The sequence below is a fragment of the Streptomyces sp. NPDC007907 genome (assembly GCF_042959365.1).
Classification (GTDB): domain Bacteria; phylum Actinomycetota; class Actinomycetes; order Streptomycetales; family Streptomycetaceae; genus Streptomyces; species Streptomyces indiaensis.
In genome coordinates this window covers 797,696-815,144 of the sequence record NZ_JBIBKR010000001.1, presented here as the reverse complement: position 1 = coordinate 815,144, position 17,449 = coordinate 797,696, and the positions used below count along the sequence as shown (strand labels likewise).

Sequence of the window (17,449 nt, the reverse complement as noted above, 5' to 3'; positions counted from 1 at the left end):
CCGCGTGTCAGGGGCGGCCGACCGGCGTGTCCACGCACAGCCCGACGATGGGCACGCACAGACCCGGGTCGTGCGGGTCGTGCGGTGGCTTCTCCTTCTCGGGTGGTGCGGGCGCCGGGGCCGGTGTGGTCCGGCGTGGCGGTGCGGGGGGAGTGGTGGCCGGGCGTGGGGCGTCGCCGATGTGCGAGGCCGTGGGCGACGGGGCCGGGGTCTGGGCGTTCGGCGCGTCGGGGATGGTCGTGGCCGCGGGGGCGCCAGGGGCGGCGGTGGTGGCCGTCGCCGGGGCGTCGGCCGTCGTGGACGGCGACGGCCGGGCGCCCTCAGTGACCGGTGACGGGGTCGGGCCTCCCAGGGGCGTGCGGGACGAGGGACTCGCGACGGGGACGGCCGCGAAGGTGGCGGCGGTCCGGGTGGCGCCGTCGGTGGCGGTGGAGGCCGGGTCCGGGCGGGGCCCCGCTTCGAGCGGGCCGGCCCCGGCGCCCGGGCCGGAGGTCAGGCGCAGGAGACTCAGAGCGCCGGCGGCGAGGGCGAGGCCGCCGGTGGCGAGCAGGACCTTGCGGGGGCGGGGCTTACGGTGCCGGCCCCGGCCGCGCGGCGCGAACGGCCCGGTCACGCCCGGCGCCGAGGCCCGAGGCGCGGACGGCTCGCGTCGGTGCGGTGCCGTCGAGTCCTGGCGTGATGTGGGCTCACGTCGGGGTGATGCGGTACTGCCCTGGTGGGGTGCGGGTTCGGGCCGGGGCTGTGCCGTGGCGCCTTTGTGGGGCGCGGGGTCTCGTCGGGGCGACGCCGTGGAGTCCTGGCAGGGCGCCGGCTTGCGTCGGGGCTGTGCCGGGGTGGGCCCGGTGGTCCCTCGTGGCTTTGCCGGCGTGTTCGTCGTCATGGCGGTCCCTCCCCGAGGCGTCCCTCCTCGATGCGTGTCGATGCGTGTGCTCCCCCTGTGCGCCGTGAGGGACGCACGCTATGCGCTCCCATGGGCGGTTGGGTCGGAGTTGGGGTGATGTCACTCGAACGGGTGGGCGGGGGTGGTGCGGACCCGGGTGCGTCCGCCCTTTCGCGGGCGAAGCGCGGCTGCGATGATCGAAGCGTCGACCTTGTTAACCCGCGTTAACCGGAGGGTGTCATGAGTGAGGAACGGTTCGGGGAGTTCGTGCTGGTGCGGCGGCATGAGCAGGGGCACGTCGCGGAGCTCGTCCTCGACCGGCCCAAGGCCATGAACGCGGTGTCCACGGAGATGGCGCGGTCCCTCACCGGGGCGTGCACGGCCCTCGGCGAGGACCGGGACGTACGGGCGGTCGTCCTGACCTCGACGCACGAGCGGGCCTTCTGCGTCGGGGCCGACCTGAAGGAGCGCAACTCGTTCAGTGACGCGGATCTGCGGCGGCAGCGGCCGGTGACGAGGGCGGCGTACACCGGTGTGCTGGAGCTGCCGGTGCCGACGGTGGCGGCGGTGCACGGGTTCGCGCTCGGCGGCGGGTTCGAGCTGGCGCTGGCGTGCGACGTGATCGTGGCGGACCGCACGGCCGTGGTGGGCCTGCCGGAGGTGTCCGTCGGGGTGATCCCCGGAGGCGGGGGTACGCAGCTGCTGCCGCGGCGCGTCGGGGCGGCCCGGGCGGCCGAGCTGATCTTCTCCGCGCGGCGGGTGGAGGCCGGGGAGGCGGCCGAGCTGGGGCTGGTCGACCGGCTGGTCGAGGAGGGGCGGGACCGGGAGGAGGCGCTGGCGCTGGCGACGCGCATCGCCGGGAACTCGCCGGTCGGGCTGCGGGCGGCCAAGCGGGCGCTGCGGCTCGGGCAGGGGCTGGACCTGCGGGCCGGGCTGGAGGTCGAGGACGCGGCGTGGCGGACCACGGCGTTCTCGGGCGACCGGGCGGAAGGCGTCGCGGCCTTCAACGAGCGGCGCACCCCGCAGTGGCCGGGGGAGTGAACCAGCGGCGTACGCCGCAGTGGCCGGGGGAGTAGGCGGCTCCGCTCTCGATGCGGTGGCTCCGGCCTCGAAGAGGCGGCCACGACCCCGAAGCGGTGGCTCCGGTCTCGAAGCCGTGGCCCGGCGATGCGGTGGCTCCGGCTTCGAAGCGGCGGCTCCGGCTTCGAAGCGGTGGCTCCGGCCTCGAAGGGGCGGCTCCGGTCTCGAAGAGGCGGCCACCGCCCCGAAGCGGTGGCTCCGGTCTCGAAGCCGTGGCCCGGCGATGCGGTGGCTCCGGCCTCGAAGCGGCGGCTACGACCCCGAAGCGGTGGCTCCGGCCTCGAAGCGGTGGCTCCGGCCTCGAAGCGGTGGCTCCGGCCTCGAAGGGGCGGCTCCGGCTTCGAAGCGGTGGCTCCGGCCCCGAGGTGGCGGCGCGGCCCCGGAGCGGCGGCGTGGGCACGGGCACGGTTGCGTACGCGGTGGCCCGGCATGACGGAGCCGAGCCTTGCGATAACGGTCGTCCCCGTTCGCGTCGTAAACAGGTCAGTCTGGCTGGAAACTCCCTAGCCTGGAGTGATGGGTGAGGACAGACGGCTCGCGGCCGTCGTCGCGTTGGCTCAGGGGATGGCGGCCGCACACGGGTCGCGTGAGGCGTGGCGCGCCGCGGCCGCCGGAGCGTGCCGGGCGCTGGGTGGGAGTTTCGCCGCGCTGTCGGTGTGGGAGCGCGAGCTGGGGTGGCTGCGGGTCCTGGTGAACGTCGGGGAGCTCGCCGAGGGGGAGGAGGAGTTCCCGGAGGACGAGGCCTACCCGGTGCACCAGTTCGCGGAGATCACCGAGTTCCTGCACGAGCAGTGGGCCGGCGGCGGGGAGCCCGACGCGTGGGTGGAGACCGCCGAGGGGCCCGCCGCCGGGCAGCCCGGCTACTGCCACCAGCGGGTCGCCGCCCTGCGGCGCCGAGGCCGTGGCTGCTGTGTGGTCGCGCCCATCGTGCTGCATGGCCGGGCGTGGGGCGAGCTGTATGTCGCCCGGCCGGCCGGTGAGGCCGTCTTCGACCGGGACGACGCCGACTTCGCGACCGTCCTGGCCTCCGTCGTGGCCGCCGGCCTCGCCCAGACGGAGCGCCTGGAGGAGGCCCGGCGGCTAGCCTTCACCGACTCCCTCACGGGGCTGGCCAACCGCCGTGCCGTGGACGTACGCCTGGAGCAGGCGATCGAGCGGCACCGACGGGATGACGCCGTGGTCAGCCTCGTCGTCTGCGACCTGAACGGACTCAAGCGGGTCAACGACACCCATGGGCACGCCGCCGGCGACCGGCTCCTGGAGCGGTTCGGGTCGGTGCTGTCGCTCTGCGGGGCCATGCTGCCGGGGGCGCTGGCCGCGCGGCTCGGCGGGGACGAGTTCTGTCTGCTCGCGGTCGGGCCGCCCGCCGACCAGGTCGTGAAGGCGGCGGGCGAACTGTGCCGCAGAGCGGCCGAGTTGGACCTCGGGGACGGAGTGGCCTGCGGGGTTGCGTCCACCGAGGACCCGATCGGGCCGGTGCGCTCGGCCCGGCGGCTGTTCCGGCTCGCCGACGCCGCCCAGTACCGGGCCAAGGCGGAGCGGGCGGACAGGCCGGTGGTGGCGGGCCGGGCCGGGCCGGACGATCCCGTCGTACGGCTCGCGGACGAACCGTCCACGGAGGAGGGCGGCGAGCGCCGGCGGTTCCGGGGCCGGCACGCACCCTGAACCCGTCCAGGTGTCACGGTCCCCTCACCCGCCGGCGGTGTGACGTATTCGGTAAGGGGCGAACGCCGTCCCCAGTGGTGACATCATCGAATTCACTGCGTACGCTCCTGAATATGGATATGCACACTGTGGTGGTGGGGACGTCCGGGGTGACCGCGTCCGACGTGCTCGCCGTGGCGCGCGGTGGCGCCCGCGTCGAGCTCTCCGAGGAGGCCGTGGCCGCCCTCGCCGCGGCCCGCGAGATCGTGGACGCGCTGGCGGCCAAGCCGGACCCCGTGTACGGCGTGAGCACCGGCTTCGGCGCCCTGGCGACCCGGCACATCAGCCCCGAGCTGCGCGCCCAGCTGCAGCGCAACATCGTCCGCTCGCACGCCGCCGGGATGGGCCCGGCCGTCGAGCGGGAGGTCGTCCGCGCGCTGATGTTCCTGCGGCTGAAGACCGTCTGCTCCGGGCACACCGGCGTACGGCCCGAGGTCGCGCAGACCATGGCCGACCTCCTCAACGCCGGGATCACCCCGGTCGTGCACGAGTACGGCTCCCTCGGCTGCTCCGGCGACCTCGCGCCGCTGTCCCACTGCGCGCTCGCGCTCATGGGCGAGGGCGACGCCGAGGGCCCCGACGGCGTCGTGCGCCCGGCCGCGGAACTGCTCGCCGCGCACGGCATCCAGCCGGTCGAGCTGCGCGAGAAGGAGGGCCTGGCCCTCCTCAACGGCACCGACGGCATGCTCGGCATGCTGGTGATGGCCCTGGCCGACCTGGAGACGCTCTACCGGTCCGCCGACGTCACCGCCGCCCTGTCCCTGGAGGCCCTGCTCGGCACCGACAAGGTCCTCGCCCCCGAGCTGCACGCCATCCGGCCGCACCCGGGCCAGGCCGCCAGCGCCGCCAACATGCTGGCCGTGCTGAAGGGCTCGGGCCTGACCGGGCACCACCAGGACGACGCCCCGCGCGTCCAGGACGCCTACTCGGTGCGCTGCGCCCCGCAGGTCGCCGGTGCCGGGCGGGACACCATGGCCCACGCCCGTCTGGTCGCCGACCGCGAGCTGGCCTCGGCCGTGGACAACCCCGTCGTACTGCCCGACGGCCGGGTGGAGTCCAACGGCAACTTCCACGGGGCGCCCGTCGCCTACGTCCTGGACTTCCTGGCCATCGCCGCCGCCGACCTCGGCTCGATCGCGGAGCGGCGCACCGACCGGCTGCTCGACAAGAACCGCAGCCACGGCCTGCCGCCCTTCCTCGCCGACGACGCCGGTGTGGACTCGGGCCTGATGATCGCTCAGTACACGCAGGCCGCTCTGGTGAGCGAGCTGAAGCGGCTCGCCGTACCGGCGTCCGCCGACTCGATCCCGTCCTCCGCCATGCAGGAGGACCACGTCTCGATGGGCTGGTCGGCGGCGCGCAAGCTGCGCACGGCGGTCGACAACCTCACCCGTGTGATCGCCATCGAGCTCTACGCCGCCGCGCGCGCCGTGGAGTTGCGTGAGGGGCTGACCCCGGCTCCCGCGACGCGGGCGGTCATCGACGCCGCCCGGGAGGCGGGCGTCGAAGGCGCGGGACCGGACCGGTTCCTCGCGCCCGACCTCGCGGCGGCGGACGCGTTCGTGCGCGACGGGCGGCTGCTGGCCGCGGTCGAGAAGGTCACCGGGCCGCTGCAGTAGGGCGATGGGCCGGCCCTGTCGTCGACCGGGCGGTGGGGCCCGGTCGTCAGCAGGGGGCGGGGCCTGCCGTCCGGCCGGCCCCGCGTCAAGCGCCGTCAGAAACCGAGCCGTTCCCGGCGCACCGAGTACACGACGAACCCGGCGCCGAGCGTCAGGCAGAAGGTCCCGCCGATCACGTACGGCGTGCTGTCGAAGCTGCCCGTGTCGGCGAGGCGGGTGTCGGTGACCGAGGCGTCCGCGGTCGTGGCCGCGATCCGCGCCTGCTCCGTGACCTGCGGCGACGGGCTCGTCGAGACCGCGTCTCTCACCGGGGAGTCCGACGTCGCGTTCGCGGACGGGACGAACCACAGGGCGCCCAGCAGGGACGCCGCGGCGGTGGCGGTCAGCAACGGACGGCGAGCGGATGACACGGAATATCGATCCCCTTGTGATGCTGGCGAATTGGCCGTGTGGGGCGATGTTAGTGAAAGTCGCGGGTCACGGGAAAGTCACGGGAGGGCCTCGACGTACGCTCCGGCCATGAGCACTCCTGAGACATCACGTTTTGTACGGCTTCGGGTGGAACTTGTTCTGGAGGTCGACGACGCGGACGCGGTCACCAAGTCCGCGCTGCGCCGGATCGCCGACGAGTCGGAGCTGCCGACGGCGGAGCGGGCCCGCGCCGAGAGCGCTGTGACGGAGGACACCGCGGAGGCCCTCGCGTACCTCGTGGACCCGTTCGACCTGGTCAGCCAGGTCCCCGGGGTGGAGCTCCAGCAGGCCTCCTGGAGCAGTGAGCGAATCGACTACGACCCCGATTCGCCGGACTGGGACCTCGACGAGGATGATGACGAGGACAGCTGCGGCTGAGCAGTCCGGAAACTCGTGACCCCGGGAGGCAACCGCCGCCCGGGGTTTTCGCGTCTCAAGCGGCGCACCGGCCACACCCGCAACGACCGCGCCCCGTAACGACCGCACCGTCCGTCACGGACGTGTTGATCCCCACACCCACGCGAACTGGGGAACCGGGCGAACCGGCCGTAGCGTTGAACGTTCCGGATGAGGACTCACGAGTCCCGGCGGGGGCACTCAGTGGTGGCGGGGACACTCGGAGTTTTGGGGAAATCGCAACGATGGAGAAGCGTGTGATGACGGTCGGTAAGCGGCGCAAGGGCCTGACGGTCGCGTCCGCACTGCTCGGCGGGGTTCTGGTGCTCTCGGCCTGTTCCGGTGGTGACGACGACGCCTCCGGTGGCGGCGGCGACAGCTCCCAGTCGAAGGTCGACGAGGCCGCGGCGAAGAAGACCTCCGAGGCCCAGATCAAGATCACGCCCGAGGACGGCTCCGACAACGCCTCCATCAACAACTCCGCCGCCGTCACCGTGAGCAAGGGCACGCTCACGGACGTCAAGATGACGACGTCCGAGGGCACCGAGGTGAGCGGCCAGATATCCGCGGACAAGACCAGCTGGAAGCCGACTGCCCAGCTGGAGCGGTCCACCACCTACAAGCTGGCGGCCGAGGCGAAGGACTCCGACGGCCGCGTGGCCCACGAGAACGCCTCGTTCACCACGGTCTCCCCGGCCAACAGCTTCATCGGCAACTTCACGCCGGACGACGGCACCACCGTCGGCGTAGGCATGCCGGTCTCGATCAACTTCGACAAGGCGATCACCAACAAGGCCGCGGTCCAGAAGGGCATCAAGGTCAGCACGACCAGCGGCCAGGAGGTCGCCTGCCACTGGTTCAACGCCAACCGCATGGACTGCCGGCCCGAGGACTACTGGAAGGAAGGCTCCACCGTCACGCTGAAGCTCGCGCTCGACGGCGTCGAGGGAGCCAAGGGCGTCTTCGGCGTCCAGCAGAAGACGGTCACCTTCAAGATCGGCCGTAACCAGGTCTCGTACGTCGACGCGAAGACCAAGCAGATGAAGATCACGCAGGACGGCAAGACCGTCCGCACGATCCCGATCTCCGCCGGCTCGCCCGAGAACAAGACCTACGAGGGCATCATGGTGATGTCCGAGAAGTTCAAGGAGACGCGCATGAACGGCGCGACCGTGGGCTTCACGGACGACGACGGCAAGGGCGAGTACGACATCAAGGACGTGCCGCACGCCATCCGCCTCTCCAGCTCCGGCACGTTCATCCACGGCAACTACTGGGGCGCGAAGTCCATCTTCGGCAGCGTGAACACCAGCCACGGCTGCGTCGGCCTGCGGGACGCCAAGGGCGCCAACGACCCGAGCACCCCGGGCGCGTGGTTCTTCAAGAACTCGATGCTCGGTGATGTGGTGGTCGTCCAGAACACCGGCGACAAGACCGTCGCCCCGGACAACGGCCTCAACGGCTGGAACATGAGCTGGGCCGACTGGAAGGCCGGTTCCGCGGTCTGACGGTCCGCCGGATCCACGCACCAGGCTTCACCGGACAAAAGGCCGCCGCCCATCCCGCACGAGGGGTGGGCGGCGGCCTTTTCCGCTGTTCTCACGCGAGGAGATCACGGGCGTACTCGAACGCATGGGGAGGAACTCGGCATCGCCGTCGTGAGGTTCACCCGCGACCCGGCTGCAGCGCGCAAGACGCCCCGCCTGGCGACGATCCGCAACGGCCGAATCTCGGTCAAGGAGAACGCGCCTGCGCAACCACGCGGCCCTGTAACGGAGTTCCGACGGCCGTGTAACAGTCGGCCGACGGATTTCATACCGTCCTCTCGTCTATTGAGCACCTGATCACCCGTCGGCATACTGCGTATTCCGGGGGTTGTACGTGCATGCGTACGAGACCACCCCCGGCCGGGTGAACGGGGAATTCGCCCGGTTCTTCTGCAAGGGGGAAACTTGCGCAGACAAGTGAAAAGGGCGTGCGCGGCCACGGTCGCCACAGCGGCGGCCGTAGCCCTGGCGGCGGGCATGACCAGCCCGGCGTCGGCCAACGGCGAGCAGGCGGCGGCGTCCGCCAAGCCGGCATCCCTGACCGCCAAGCACCGCATCACACTGATCACCGGAGACCGGGTCGTCCTGGACGCCAAGGGCCGTGTCATCGGCCTGGAGCACGCCAAGGGCCGCGAGAACGTACCCGCCCAGGTCCGCAAGGTCGACGGTCACACCCTCGTCATCCCGGCCGACGCGGCCCGCCTGGTCGCCACGGGCAAGCTCGACCAGCGGCTCTTCGATGTCACCGAGCTGAACAAGTCCGCGACCCGCAAGGCCCAGAAGAAGGGCCTGAAGGTCATCGTCGGCTACCGGGGCAGCGCCGCGGCCACCAAGGCCGACGTCCGCGAGGCCGGCACCCTGCGCCACGCGCTGAAGTCCGTCAACGCGGACGCGGTGCAGACGCCGCAGCAGGACGCGCCCGAGCTCTGGGACGCGGTCACCGACGGCGAGAAGACCGCCGCCGGGATCGCGCACGTCTGGCTCGACGGCGTCCGCAAGGCCAGCCTCGACAAGTCCGTCCCGCAGATCGGCGCCCCCAAGGCGTGGGCGGCCGGCTTCGACGGCAAGGGCACCAAGATCGCCGTCCTGGACACCGGTGTCGACGCCACCCACGACGACCTCAAGGGGCAGGTGGTCGGCGCCAAGAACTTCACCACCTCGCCCGACGCCTCCGACAAGGTCGGCCACGGCACGCACGTCGCCTCCATCGCGGCCGGCACCGGCAAGAAGTCCGGCGGCACGTACAAGGGTGTCGCGCCCGGCGCGAAGATCCTCAACGGCAAGGTCCTCGACGACGGCGGCTTCGGCAGCGACTCCGAGATCCTCGCCGGCATGGAGTGGGCGGCCGCGCAGGGCGCCGACGTCATCAACCTGAGCCTGGGCGGCGGTGACACCCCCGCCATCGACCCGCTGGAAGCGGCGGTGAACAAGCTGTCCGACGAGAAGGGCGTCCTGTTCGCCATCGCGGCCGGCAACGAGGGCGACTTCGGCGAGCAGACCATCGGCTCCCCGGGCAGCGCCGCCGCGGCCCTCACCGTCGGTGCCGTCGACGACAAGGACAAGCTCGCCGACTTCTCCAGCCGCGGCCCCGGCATGGACGGCGCCCTCAAGCCCGACGTGACCGCGCCCGGCGTCGACATCACCGCGGCCTCCGCCCCGGGCAACCAGATAGCCCAGGAGGTCGGCGAGAAGCCGGCCGGCTACATGACGATCTCCGGTACGTCGATGGCGACCCCGCATGTCGCGGGCGCGGCGGCGATCCTCAAGCAGCAGCACCCGGACTGGAAGTACACCGAGCTCAAGGGCGCCCTCACCGGCTCCACCAAGGGCGGCAAGTACACCCCGTTCGAGCAGGGTTCGGGCCGGATCCAGGTCGACAAGGCCATCAAGCAGTCCGTGATCGCCGAGCCGGTCTCGGTGAGCTTCGGGGTGCAGCAGTGGCCGCACACCGACGACAAGCCGGTCACCAAGGAGCTGACGTACCGCAACCTCGGTACGAAGGACGTCACGCTGAAGCTGGCGTCGACGGCCACCAACCCCAAGGGCCAGGCCGTCCCGGCCGGCTTCTTCAAGCTCGGCGCCACCTCGGTGACGGTCCCGGCCGGCGGCAAGGCCTCCGTGCCGTTCACCGTCAACACCAAGCTGGGCGGCACGGTTGACGGCGCGTACTCGGCGTACGTGACGGCGACGGGCGGCGGCCAGACCGTCCGCACGGCCGCCGCGGTGCAGCGTGAGGTCGAGTCGTACGACGTGACGCTGAAGTTCCTCGACCGGGACGGCAAGGCCGCGAAGAACTACAGCGCCGATCTCACCGGCATCGCGGGCCTGGGCAAGGGCAAGGCGGCCGCGCCGTACGACGAGGACGGCACCGTCACCGCCCGCGTCCCCAAGGGCACCTACGTCCTCAACACGAACATCTACGTGGGCGACGACCCGGAGAAGTACGAGGGCGTCGACTGGCTCGCCCAGCCCAAGCTGAACCTCACCAAGAACACGGCGATCACGCTGGACGCCCGCAAGGCCAAGCCGGTGGACATCACCGTCCCGGCCACCGGCGCCAAGTCGGAGTTCGCCTCGGCCGACTACACGGTGGAGAGCGGTGACAGCAGCTACGGCTTCGGGTGGTGGCTGGACTCCTACGCCAACTTCCACAGCGCCCACGTCGGCCCGCAGATCACCGACGGTTCGCTGACCCAGCAGTGGGACGGCCACTGGACCAAGGGCGGCAAGGAGGAGTACGACGTCATCGCCGGCGGCCCGGTCAAGCAGGTCGCCACCGGCTTCACCAAGCACTACAAGGCGAGCGAACTCGCCACAGTGAAGGCCGGCCTCGGCGCCTCGGCGGGCGGCAAGAAGGGCGCGATCAACGCGGTGGGCTGGATGCCGTGGAGCAGCAGCGCCTCCTCGATCGGCATCCTGCAGACCCTGCCCGGCACCCGGACCCTGCACCTGTCCGCCCAGGGCGGCGTGCAGTGGCAGCTGGAGTTCGCGCAGTCCGGCGGTGTGGACGCGGACGGGTTCCCCGTCGACGAGGCCGCCTACGCGCTGGGCACGCAGAAGTTCGCGGCCGGCAAGAGCTACTCCAAGACCGTCAACACGGCTGTCTTCGGACCGCGTCTGAGCGGCGACTTCGGCGTCGTCCGTGAGGGCAACCAGATCTACGGTTCCCTGCCGCTGTTCGCCGACGGCAAGGGCAACGTGGGCTACTCGGAGTTCTCCGCGGTCGACACGACCCTCTACCGCAACGGCACCAAGGTCGGCAGCAACGACGACCCGCTGTTCGGCGAGAAGCCGTTCAAGGTCCCGGCCGCCGACGCCGAGTACAAGCTGACGACGTCGGTCAAGCGCAGCGTCAAGGTCGCCGCGGCCTCCACCCGCGTGGACGCGAGCTGGACGTTCCGCTCGAAGAAGACCAGCGGCATCACGAAGCTGCCCGCCTCCACGGCCCGCTTCCTGGCGACCACGGACCTGGGCAGCAAGGCCCCGGCCGACAAGACCGTCAAGGTCCCGGTCACCGTCGAGGGCGCGGCCAAGGGCAGCAACCTGAAGTCGCTGTCGGTGTACGTGTCGTACGACTACGGCAAGACCTGGAAGAAGCTCACCGTCAAGGACGGCAAGGTCAGCGTCAAGAACCCGGCGAAGGGGAAGGGCATCTCCTTCCACGCCAAGATCGCCGACAAGAAGGGCAACAAGTCGACGATCTCGATCTACAACGCGTACTACGGCAAGTAAGCGGTAACGCCAACGCGTTGACGGGCCCGCCGGAAGCCTCGCCTTCCGGCGGGCCCGCCGCGTCAATCCGTCGGTGTCGAAGCCCTGGTCCCCGAGCGGGTCGCGTCTGTGCCCCAGCTCGCCAGGAGGCGCAGGGCCTCCGCCGAGGGGGTGCCCGGCTCCGCGTGGTACGTGATCAGGGACTGCTCGGCGTCGTCGACCAGGCGGAACGTCTCGAAGGAGAGGGTCAGGTCGCCGACCAGGGGGTGGCGCATCCGCTTGACGCCGTAGCTCTTCTCCTTGACGTCATGGGCCGCCCAGAGGCGGCGGAACTCCTCGCTCTTCACCGACAGCTCGCCCACCAGGGAGGACAGCTGCGGGTCGTCCGGGTGGCAGCCCGCGTCCATGCGCAGATAGCCGACGATGTCGGCCGCCTTCTGGTCCCACTCGACGAACAGCTCGCGGTACTCGGGGCGCAGGAACACCATCCGCGCCCAGTTCCGCTCCTGGGCCGGCAGGTCCGCCCAGTCGCCGAAGAGGGCCGCGGCCATCCGGTTCCACGCCAGGATGCTGGAGCGGCGCCCGACGACGTACGCCGGGACGCTGTCGATCGAGTCCAGCAGATGCCGCAGCGCCGGCCGCACCTGCTGGCTGCGCGCCACCGGCTTCTTCTTGTGCTGCTTCGGCTTCGCCAGGTGCGTCAGATGCGCGTGCTCGGCGTCGCTCAGCCGCAGGGCGCGCGCGATCGCGTCCAGCACCTCCGCCGAGACGTTGCGGCCGTTGCCCTGCTCCAGCCGTGTGTAGTACGCCACGGACACCCCGGCCAGCTGCGCCAGCTCCTCGCGGCGCAGCCCGGGCACGCGCCGCCGCCCGAAGTCGGGCAGCCCCACGTCCTCGGGCTTCAGCCGGGCCCGCCGGGTGCGCAGGAACTCACTGAGCTCGGCACGCCGGTCCAGGCCGCCACCGGCCGTCTGTGCGGGTTCGGGCAGTGCGTCCATGCCGCCCAGTATTCACGGTCGTACGCACACGAGCCTGACCCCGCCAGTGGTACGCACCGTGTGCGTACGCAAAACCGTGGTCTGGGTGAGTCCTTCCCGAACGGGCACGCTGAATCTCGCGCCCGGTCAGAAGATCCAGAAGGTGGCCGGGCACACGACCCCCGCTAGGAGAACCCCGGCATGACCACTGCTGCTGCGTACGCCGCTCCCGCCCCGAAGGCTCCGCTGGAGCGCACGACCATCGAACGCCGCGAGGTCGGCGAGCATGACGTCCTGATCGACATCAAGTTCGCCGGTATCTGCCACTCCGACATCCACCAGGCCCAGGAGGGCTGGGGCGAGGCGATCTTCCCGATGGTCCCCGGCCACGAGATAGCCGGTGTCGTCTCCGCGGTCGGCCCCGGCGTCACGAAGTTCGCCGTCGGTGACCGTGTGGGCGTCGGCTGCATGGTCGACTCCTGCCGCGAGTGCGAGAACTGCAAGGCCGGCCGGGAGCAGTACTGCGTGCGGGGCAACGTCCCGACGTACAACGGCATCGGCAAGGACGGCGAGCCCACCTACGGCGGCTACGCGCAGAACGTCGTCGTCGACGAGAACTTCGTCGTCCGCATTCCCGACGGCCTCTCGCTCGACGTCGCGGCCCCGCTGCTGTGCGCCGGCATCACCCTCTACTCCCCGCTGCGGCGCTTCGGTGCCGGCCCCGGCAAGAAGATCGCGATCGTCGGCCTGGGCGGCCTCGGCCACATGGGCGTCAAGATCGCCCACGCGCTCGGCGCCGAGGTGACCGTGCTGTCGCAGTCCCTGCGCAAGCAGGAGGACGGCCTGCGGCTGGGCGCGGACCACTACTACGCCACCAGCGACCCGAAGACCTTCGAGGAGCTCGCCGGCACGTTCGACCTGATCGTGTCCACGGTGTCCGCCCCGCTGGACTTCAACGCCTACCTGTCGCTGCTGAAGACCGAGGGCACCCTGGCCAACGTCGGCGCCCCCGAGGAGCCGATCTCCCTCAACCTCTTCTCGGTGATCGGCGGCGGCAAGACCCTCGCCGGCTCCATGATCGGCGGCATCGCGGAGACCCAGGAGATGCTGGACTTCTGCGCCGAGCACGGCCTCGGCGCCGAGATCGAGCTGATCCGCGCCGACCAGATCAACGAGGCGTACGAGCGGGTCCAGTCCAGCGACGTCCGCTACCGGTTCGTGATCGACACCGCGACGATCTGACCTCGCTTCCTTGGCAGCAACCCCGAGGGCCCCGGCCGCGTGCCGGGGCCCTCGGGGTTTTCGTGAGGTACGGCCGGGGGTTTCGTGATGCACGGGCGACCGCGCCCGGGGTACCCGTGAGGGAGTGCACCACAGGGGTTCGCCGGATACGTCAGGGGAGGCCCGCCATGACCGTGCAGCTGAACCACACCATCGTCGTCGCCCGCGACAAACGCGCGTCGGCCCGGTTCCTCGCCGACCTCCTGGGGCTCGACGTGAGTCCCCCCTACGGTCCGTTCCTGCCGGTCGAGATCCCCAACGGCGTGACGCTCGACTTCATGGACAGCCCCGGCGCCATCACGCCGCAGCACTACGCCTTCCTCGTCTCGGAGGAAGAGTTCGACGAGATCTTCGGCCGTATCCGGGAAGCGGGACTGACCTACTGGGCGGACCCCTTCCACAGCCGCCCGAGGGAGATCAACCACAACGACGGCGGCCGCGGGGCCTACTTCGACGACCCCGACGGCCACCGCCTGGAGATCATCACGAGGCCCTACGGAAGCGGCGGCTGAACCGCCCGCACCCCGGCTCGTCACACGGTCGCGCCGTGGCCCGCCTCGCGGAACCGACACTCGGCGCGCCCGCCGGCCTGTCCCCGATCTGGCCGGGCCGCACCTGTACGACCTGGCCGGCCCCTACCTCCGCCTGCGCAACAGGCGCCGCCCCACGCTGCCGGTGCGCATCCCCGGGAAGGCGGGGCGGGCGTACCCGGCGGGGGAGAACCTGGCCCCGGCGGGGGAAGAGGCGGGGAAGCGGGCCTGGGAGGAGTTGCTCATCGAGCGGTTGGGCTAGGTGCCTTGTCCGGTCTGCCCGGGCCGGTCCTGCTCCTCGAAGGTCCACACCGCGCGCGCCCCCGGTCCGACCACGAGGGCCGAGTGGCCGATCCGCTCCACGTGCCGGTACGGCACCGGCCGGTTCAGCGACATCTCGACCTGCTTGAGGCCCACCTGGTCCAGGGGCACGGCGTCGAAACGGAGGGTGGTGGCGCCGTCCTCGGCGACGACGCCGCCGCCCGGCAGGGACCGGACCGTGAAGCCGCCGGCCTTCAGCAGGGGTACCGTGGCCGCGAGATCCCGGGCGGTCACCGCGATCCGGATCCCGGTCACGTCCCGCATCCGGCGGTCGCGGTAGGTGTCGGGCAGGTAGCGCTCCCGGCCCACGTCACCGGGGTGGGAGGCGGGCTCGGTCCGGCTGCGGGGGTCGGCGAAGTACTCCGGCCGGTACTCCATCCCCCAGGCGCCGAAGAGGTCGTACTCGCCGGTGGTGAAGACGGCGTCGAACCAGGGCACGGGGACGCCGTCGCCGAAGTCGCGGGTCTGCCGGAACTCGACCGGGTCGGTGATCCCGGCCTTCCGCAGCCGCTCGGTCACCACGGGCAGGTCACCGGCGCGCTCGGTGGACACGCCCAGACCGGCGGCACCGAGGGTGCCGTCCTTGCCGGGCACATCGCCCACCCCGAACAGTTCGAGGTACGTCTCGCGTCCCCGCAGATAGCGGCCGGTCCAGGTCTGCCCACCCGCGCCCGTCGTGGTGCGGACCTGGAAGTCGGCGAAGTCCCGCAGGTAGGCGGATGTCTCGATCGCGTCGGCGGTCACCCGGTCGAGCACACCGTAGGCGTGGTTGTAGAACAGCAGGCGCCGCCCGGTCGCCGTCCCGTTGTCCTCCGCCCGTGCCGTGACCGCTCCGCCCTGGACCGCCCCCGCGAGGGCCAGGGCGATGACCATGATCAGCTGTAACGCTCGTCTGAGAACCATGCGAGGGAGCGTAGGGCGGGAGGAAATCCTTCCGCTGCGGATTTCGCCTTCGCGGGCTCAGGCCTTGGCCAGGGGGTCGGCCGGGGGCGCTGACGCCGCTGAGGGCTCCTGCCCGCCCTGGTCGAGCCGGAACGGCGGGTAGGCGTCCGTCAGCAGCGCGGCGTAGGCCGCCACCCGGGCCGTCCAGCGGGCGAGGCCGGTCAGGAAGTCGAAGAGGTGCCGCGGGTAGCGGGCGGTGAAGAGCAGGATGACCACGGCGACCAGGGAGAGGAAGGGCAGCAGCCCGGCGCCCCGCCAGTCGTCGCTGTCGCCCCAGCCGCCCCCGACGATCATCCCGACGACGATGTACTGCGGGATCGCCAGCAGCCACCACTTGACCAGCACCAGCCCCCGGGACAGGCGCTCGGGGTAGACGACGTCGAAGCGCGCCGGGTAGTCGGGCACGTCGGCGAGGGTGAACGGCGGGTACCGGTCGGTGCCGAGCACGGTGTGGGCGTAATAGCCGACCCGCCAGTTCCAGCGCAGCACTCCGACGCTGAAGTCGAAGAGGGCGCGCGGGTAGCGGGCGGTGAACAGGATGGCGAAGAAGGCGATCACCGTCACGACGACGAACGCGATCCACAGGAAGAACAGCACGATGTAGTGCGGGATGGCGAGCAGCCACTTCACCAGCCACATCCACCGGGACAGGCGGGGGTCGACGGACGCTTCCAGACGTACGGGTGACGCGGCGGCAGGAATCATGAGGCGGCACTCCTCTCGCCTGCAGATTCGCAAGCGGGGGGCGGCCCCGCGACCTGGGCGGGGCCATTCGCGCGCGCCCGGCCGCCGGCTACCGCTGTGTCGGCTCGGGCCGCCGGTGTGGGCCATGGCCCCCTACGACGGGACGGCGGCTCCGGGGTCCGGCTCCTCCGTGTCCGCTTCGGCTTCCGGATCGACGAGCTGCTCGCGCACGTAGTTCCACACCACCGCGATCAGCGCGGCCACGGGCACGGCGAGCAGGCTGCCGACGATGCCGGCCAGGTTGCCGCCCAGGGTCACCGCCAGCAGGACGACGGCCGCGTGCAGGCCCAGCCCGCGGCTCTGCAGCATAGGTTGGAAGACGTTGCCCTCCAGTTGCTGCACCACGACGATGATGACCAGCACGATCAGCGCGTCCGTCACACCGTTGGAGACGAGCGCGATGAGCACCGCGACGAACCCGGCGAACAGGGCGCCGATGATCGGCACGAACGCCGAGACGAAGGTCAGCACCGCCAGCGGCAGCACCAGCGGCACGCCCAGGACCCACAGGCCGATCCCGATCAGGACGGCGTCGAGCAGACCCACGGCCGCCTGGGACCGTACGAAGGCGCCCAGGGTGTCCCAGCCGCGTGCGCACACCGTCGGCACGTCGGTGGCCAGTCGGCCGGGCAGCTGGCGGGACAGCCACGGCAGGAACCGCGGGCCGTCCTTGAGGAAGAAGAACATCAGGAAGAGCGCGAGGACGGCGGTGACGATCCCGTTCACCACGGTGCTCACCCCGGTGACGACCGCGCCCACCATGCTGCCGACGCCCTCCTGGGCGCGGGAGACCGCGCTGTCGAAGGCCTGGTTGATCTGCGCGTCCCCGATGTTCAGCGGCGGCCCGGCCGCCCACTCGCGCAGCTGCTGGATCCCCTTGACGACCCCGTCGGTCAGCTCCCCGGACTGGGAAGCCACCGGCACCGCGATCAGCGCCACCACACCGGCGGCGACCAGCAGGAACAGCACGGTCACGACCGACGCGGCCAGCGCGGGCGGCCATCCGCGCCGGCGCAGCAGCCGGGCCGCGGGCCAGGTCAGCGTGGTCAGCAGCAGCCCGATGACGAGCGGCCACACCACCGACCACATCCGGCCCAGCAGCCACAACGCCACGGCCGAGACGGCGAACACCAGCAGCAACTCGGCGGAAACCCGCGCGGATATCCGCAGCGCGGCACGGGATCTGTCGGAACTCAGAGGCGCAGTCACGCAGGCACCCTACGGGCAGAGCGCGCGCCCGCAGAGT

Annotated in this window: 14 protein-coding genes; 8 read left to right on the top strand and 6 right to left on the bottom strand. The window is 71.5% G+C overall.

Annotated elements, in window-relative coordinates:
• Nucleotides 1–7: 7 nt before the first annotated feature.
• Nucleotides 8–613 (bottom strand): hypothetical protein, encoded by a 606-nt coding sequence (locus ACFZDI_RS03715; RefSeq protein ID WP_391247501.1) that lies wholly within the window; start codon nucleotides 611–613, stop codon nucleotides 8–10.
• Nucleotides 614–1,120: 507 nt separating this feature from the next.
• Here ACFZDI_RS03715 and ACFZDI_RS03710 point away from each other — a divergent pair.
• The 3 genes from ACFZDI_RS03710 (at nucleotide 1,121) to hutH (ending at nucleotide 5,283) form a co-directional block, all read left to right on the top strand.
• Nucleotides 1,121–1,921 carry an enoyl-CoA hydratase-related protein gene (locus tag ACFZDI_RS03710; protein WP_361109038.1) on the top strand — a complete coding sequence of 267 codons (801 nt, stop codon included), beginning with the start codon at nucleotides 1,121–1,123 and terminating at the stop codon, nucleotides 1,919–1,921.
• A 555-nt stretch (nucleotides 1,922–2,476) separates the two neighbouring features.
• Nucleotides 2,477–3,625, top strand: coding sequence for a sensor domain-containing diguanylate cyclase (locus ACFZDI_RS03705; RefSeq protein WP_234845454.1), 1,149 nt, complete (start codon nucleotides 2,477–2,479; stop codon nucleotides 3,623–3,625).
• Between the two features lie 119 nt (nucleotides 3,626–3,744).
• A complete protein-coding gene (gene hutH / locus ACFZDI_RS03700) occupies nucleotides 3,745–5,283 on the top strand; it encodes a histidine ammonia-lyase (RefSeq protein WP_234845512.1) in 1,539 nt (512 codons plus the stop codon).
• 95 nt (nucleotides 5,284–5,378) lie between these two features.
• Here hutH and ACFZDI_RS03695 read toward each other — a convergent pair whose 3' ends face one another.
• Complete coding sequence (locus ACFZDI_RS03695; RefSeq protein WP_361109033.1) at nucleotides 5,379–5,693, bottom strand: hypothetical protein; 315 nt, start codon at nucleotides 5,691–5,693, stop codon at nucleotides 5,379–5,381.
• 109 nt (nucleotides 5,694–5,802) lie between these two features.
• On the opposite strand from ACFZDI_RS03695, the gene ACFZDI_RS03690 reads away from it, so the two are divergent.
• The 3 genes from ACFZDI_RS03690 to ACFZDI_RS03680 all read left to right on the top strand — a co-directional run bounded on the left by ACFZDI_RS03690 (nucleotide 5,803) and on the right by ACFZDI_RS03680 (nucleotide 11,429).
• Entirely contained in the window at nucleotides 5,803–6,132 is a 330-nt protein-coding gene (locus ACFZDI_RS03690) for a hypothetical protein (protein WP_391247497.1), read from the top strand.
• Nucleotides 6,133–6,410: 278 nt separating this feature from the next.
• A complete protein-coding gene (locus tag ACFZDI_RS03685) occupies nucleotides 6,411–7,658 on the top strand; it encodes an Ig-like domain-containing protein (RefSeq protein WP_234845457.1) in 1,248 nt (415 codons plus the stop codon).
• Nucleotides 7,659–8,174: 516 nt separating this feature from the next.
• Complete coding sequence (locus ACFZDI_RS03680; RefSeq protein ID WP_391248024.1) at nucleotides 8,175–11,429, top strand: S8 family serine peptidase; 3,255 nt, start codon at nucleotides 8,175–8,177, stop codon at nucleotides 11,427–11,429.
• A 62-nt stretch (nucleotides 11,430–11,491) separates the two neighbouring features.
• On the opposite strand, the gene ACFZDI_RS03675 is transcribed toward ACFZDI_RS03680, so the two are convergent.
• Complete coding sequence (locus tag ACFZDI_RS03675) at nucleotides 11,492–12,406, bottom strand: helix-turn-helix domain-containing protein (protein WP_391247495.1); 915 nt, start codon at nucleotides 12,404–12,406, stop codon at nucleotides 11,492–11,494.
• A 180-nt stretch (nucleotides 12,407–12,586) separates the two neighbouring features.
• Between ACFZDI_RS03675 and ACFZDI_RS03670 the strand changes: the two genes are divergently transcribed.
• Both ACFZDI_RS03670 and ACFZDI_RS03665 read left to right on the top strand, forming a co-directional pair.
• Nucleotides 12,587–13,627: an alcohol dehydrogenase catalytic domain-containing protein gene (locus ACFZDI_RS03670; protein ID WP_391247493.1), complete on the top strand. Its 1,041-nt coding sequence runs from the start codon at nucleotides 12,587–12,589 to the stop codon at nucleotides 13,625–13,627.
• Nucleotides 13,628–13,794: 167 nt separating this feature from the next.
• Nucleotides 13,795–14,178: a VOC family protein gene (locus ACFZDI_RS03665; protein ID WP_391247491.1), complete on the top strand. Its 384-nt coding sequence runs from the start codon at nucleotides 13,795–13,797 to the stop codon at nucleotides 14,176–14,178.
• Nucleotides 14,179–14,454: 276 nt separating this feature from the next.
• Here ACFZDI_RS03665 and ACFZDI_RS03660 read toward each other — a convergent pair whose 3' ends face one another.
• From ACFZDI_RS03660 to ACFZDI_RS03650, 3 genes are all read right to left on the bottom strand, one after another.
• Nucleotides 14,455–15,396, bottom strand: coding sequence for a DUF5829 family protein (locus ACFZDI_RS03660; RefSeq protein WP_391248022.1), 942 nt, complete (start codon nucleotides 15,394–15,396; stop codon nucleotides 14,455–14,457).
• Between the two features lie 81 nt (nucleotides 15,397–15,477).
• Nucleotides 15,478–16,164 carry a DUF4389 domain-containing protein gene (locus ACFZDI_RS03655; RefSeq protein WP_391247489.1) on the bottom strand — a complete coding sequence of 229 codons (687 nt, stop codon included), beginning with the start codon at nucleotides 16,162–16,164 and terminating at the stop codon, nucleotides 15,478–15,480.
• A gap of 132 nt (nucleotides 16,165–16,296) precedes the next feature.
• The gene (locus ACFZDI_RS03650) at nucleotides 16,297–17,412 is read right to left on the bottom strand and encodes an AI-2E family transporter (RefSeq protein ID WP_234845465.1); all 1,116 of its coding nucleotides are present in this window, start codon (nucleotides 17,410–17,412) and stop codon (nucleotides 16,297–16,299) included.
• Nucleotides 17,413–17,449: the final 37 nt, after the last annotated feature.

What these genes read in the sequence shown, in the direction of transcription:
- ACFZDI_RS03655 (WP_391247489.1), bottom strand. Translation starts at nt 16,164, where the DNA reads ATGATTCCTGCCGCCGCGTCACCCGTACGTCTGGAAGCGTCCGTCGAC.
- ACFZDI_RS03690 (WP_391247497.1), top strand. Translation starts at nt 5,803, where the DNA reads ATGAGCACTCCTGAGACATCACGTTTTGTACGGCTTCGGGTGGAACTT.
- ACFZDI_RS03675 (WP_391247495.1), bottom strand. Translation starts at nt 12,406, where the DNA reads ATGGACGCACTGCCCGAACCCGCACAGACGGCCGGTGGCGGCCTGGAC.
- ACFZDI_RS03665 (WP_391247491.1), top strand. Translation starts at nt 13,795, where the DNA reads ATGACCGTGCAGCTGAACCACACCATCGTCGTCGCCCGCGACAAACGC.
- ACFZDI_RS03710 (WP_361109038.1), top strand. Translation starts at nt 1,121, where the DNA reads ATGAGTGAGGAACGGTTCGGGGAGTTCGTGCTGGTGCGGCGGCATGAG.
- ACFZDI_RS03670 (WP_391247493.1), top strand. Translation starts at nt 12,587, where the DNA reads ATGACCACTGCTGCTGCGTACGCCGCTCCCGCCCCGAAGGCTCCGCTG.
- ACFZDI_RS03680 (WP_391248024.1), top strand. Translation starts at nt 8,175, where the DNA reads ATGACCAGCCCGGCGTCGGCCAACGGCGAGCAGGCGGCGGCGTCCGCC.
- ACFZDI_RS03705 (WP_234845454.1), top strand. Translation starts at nt 2,477, where the DNA reads ATGGGTGAGGACAGACGGCTCGCGGCCGTCGTCGCGTTGGCTCAGGGG.
- ACFZDI_RS03685 (WP_234845457.1), top strand. Translation starts at nt 6,411, where the DNA reads ATGACGGTCGGTAAGCGGCGCAAGGGCCTGACGGTCGCGTCCGCACTG.
- hutH (WP_234845512.1), top strand. Translation starts at nt 3,745, where the DNA reads ATGCACACTGTGGTGGTGGGGACGTCCGGGGTGACCGCGTCCGACGTG.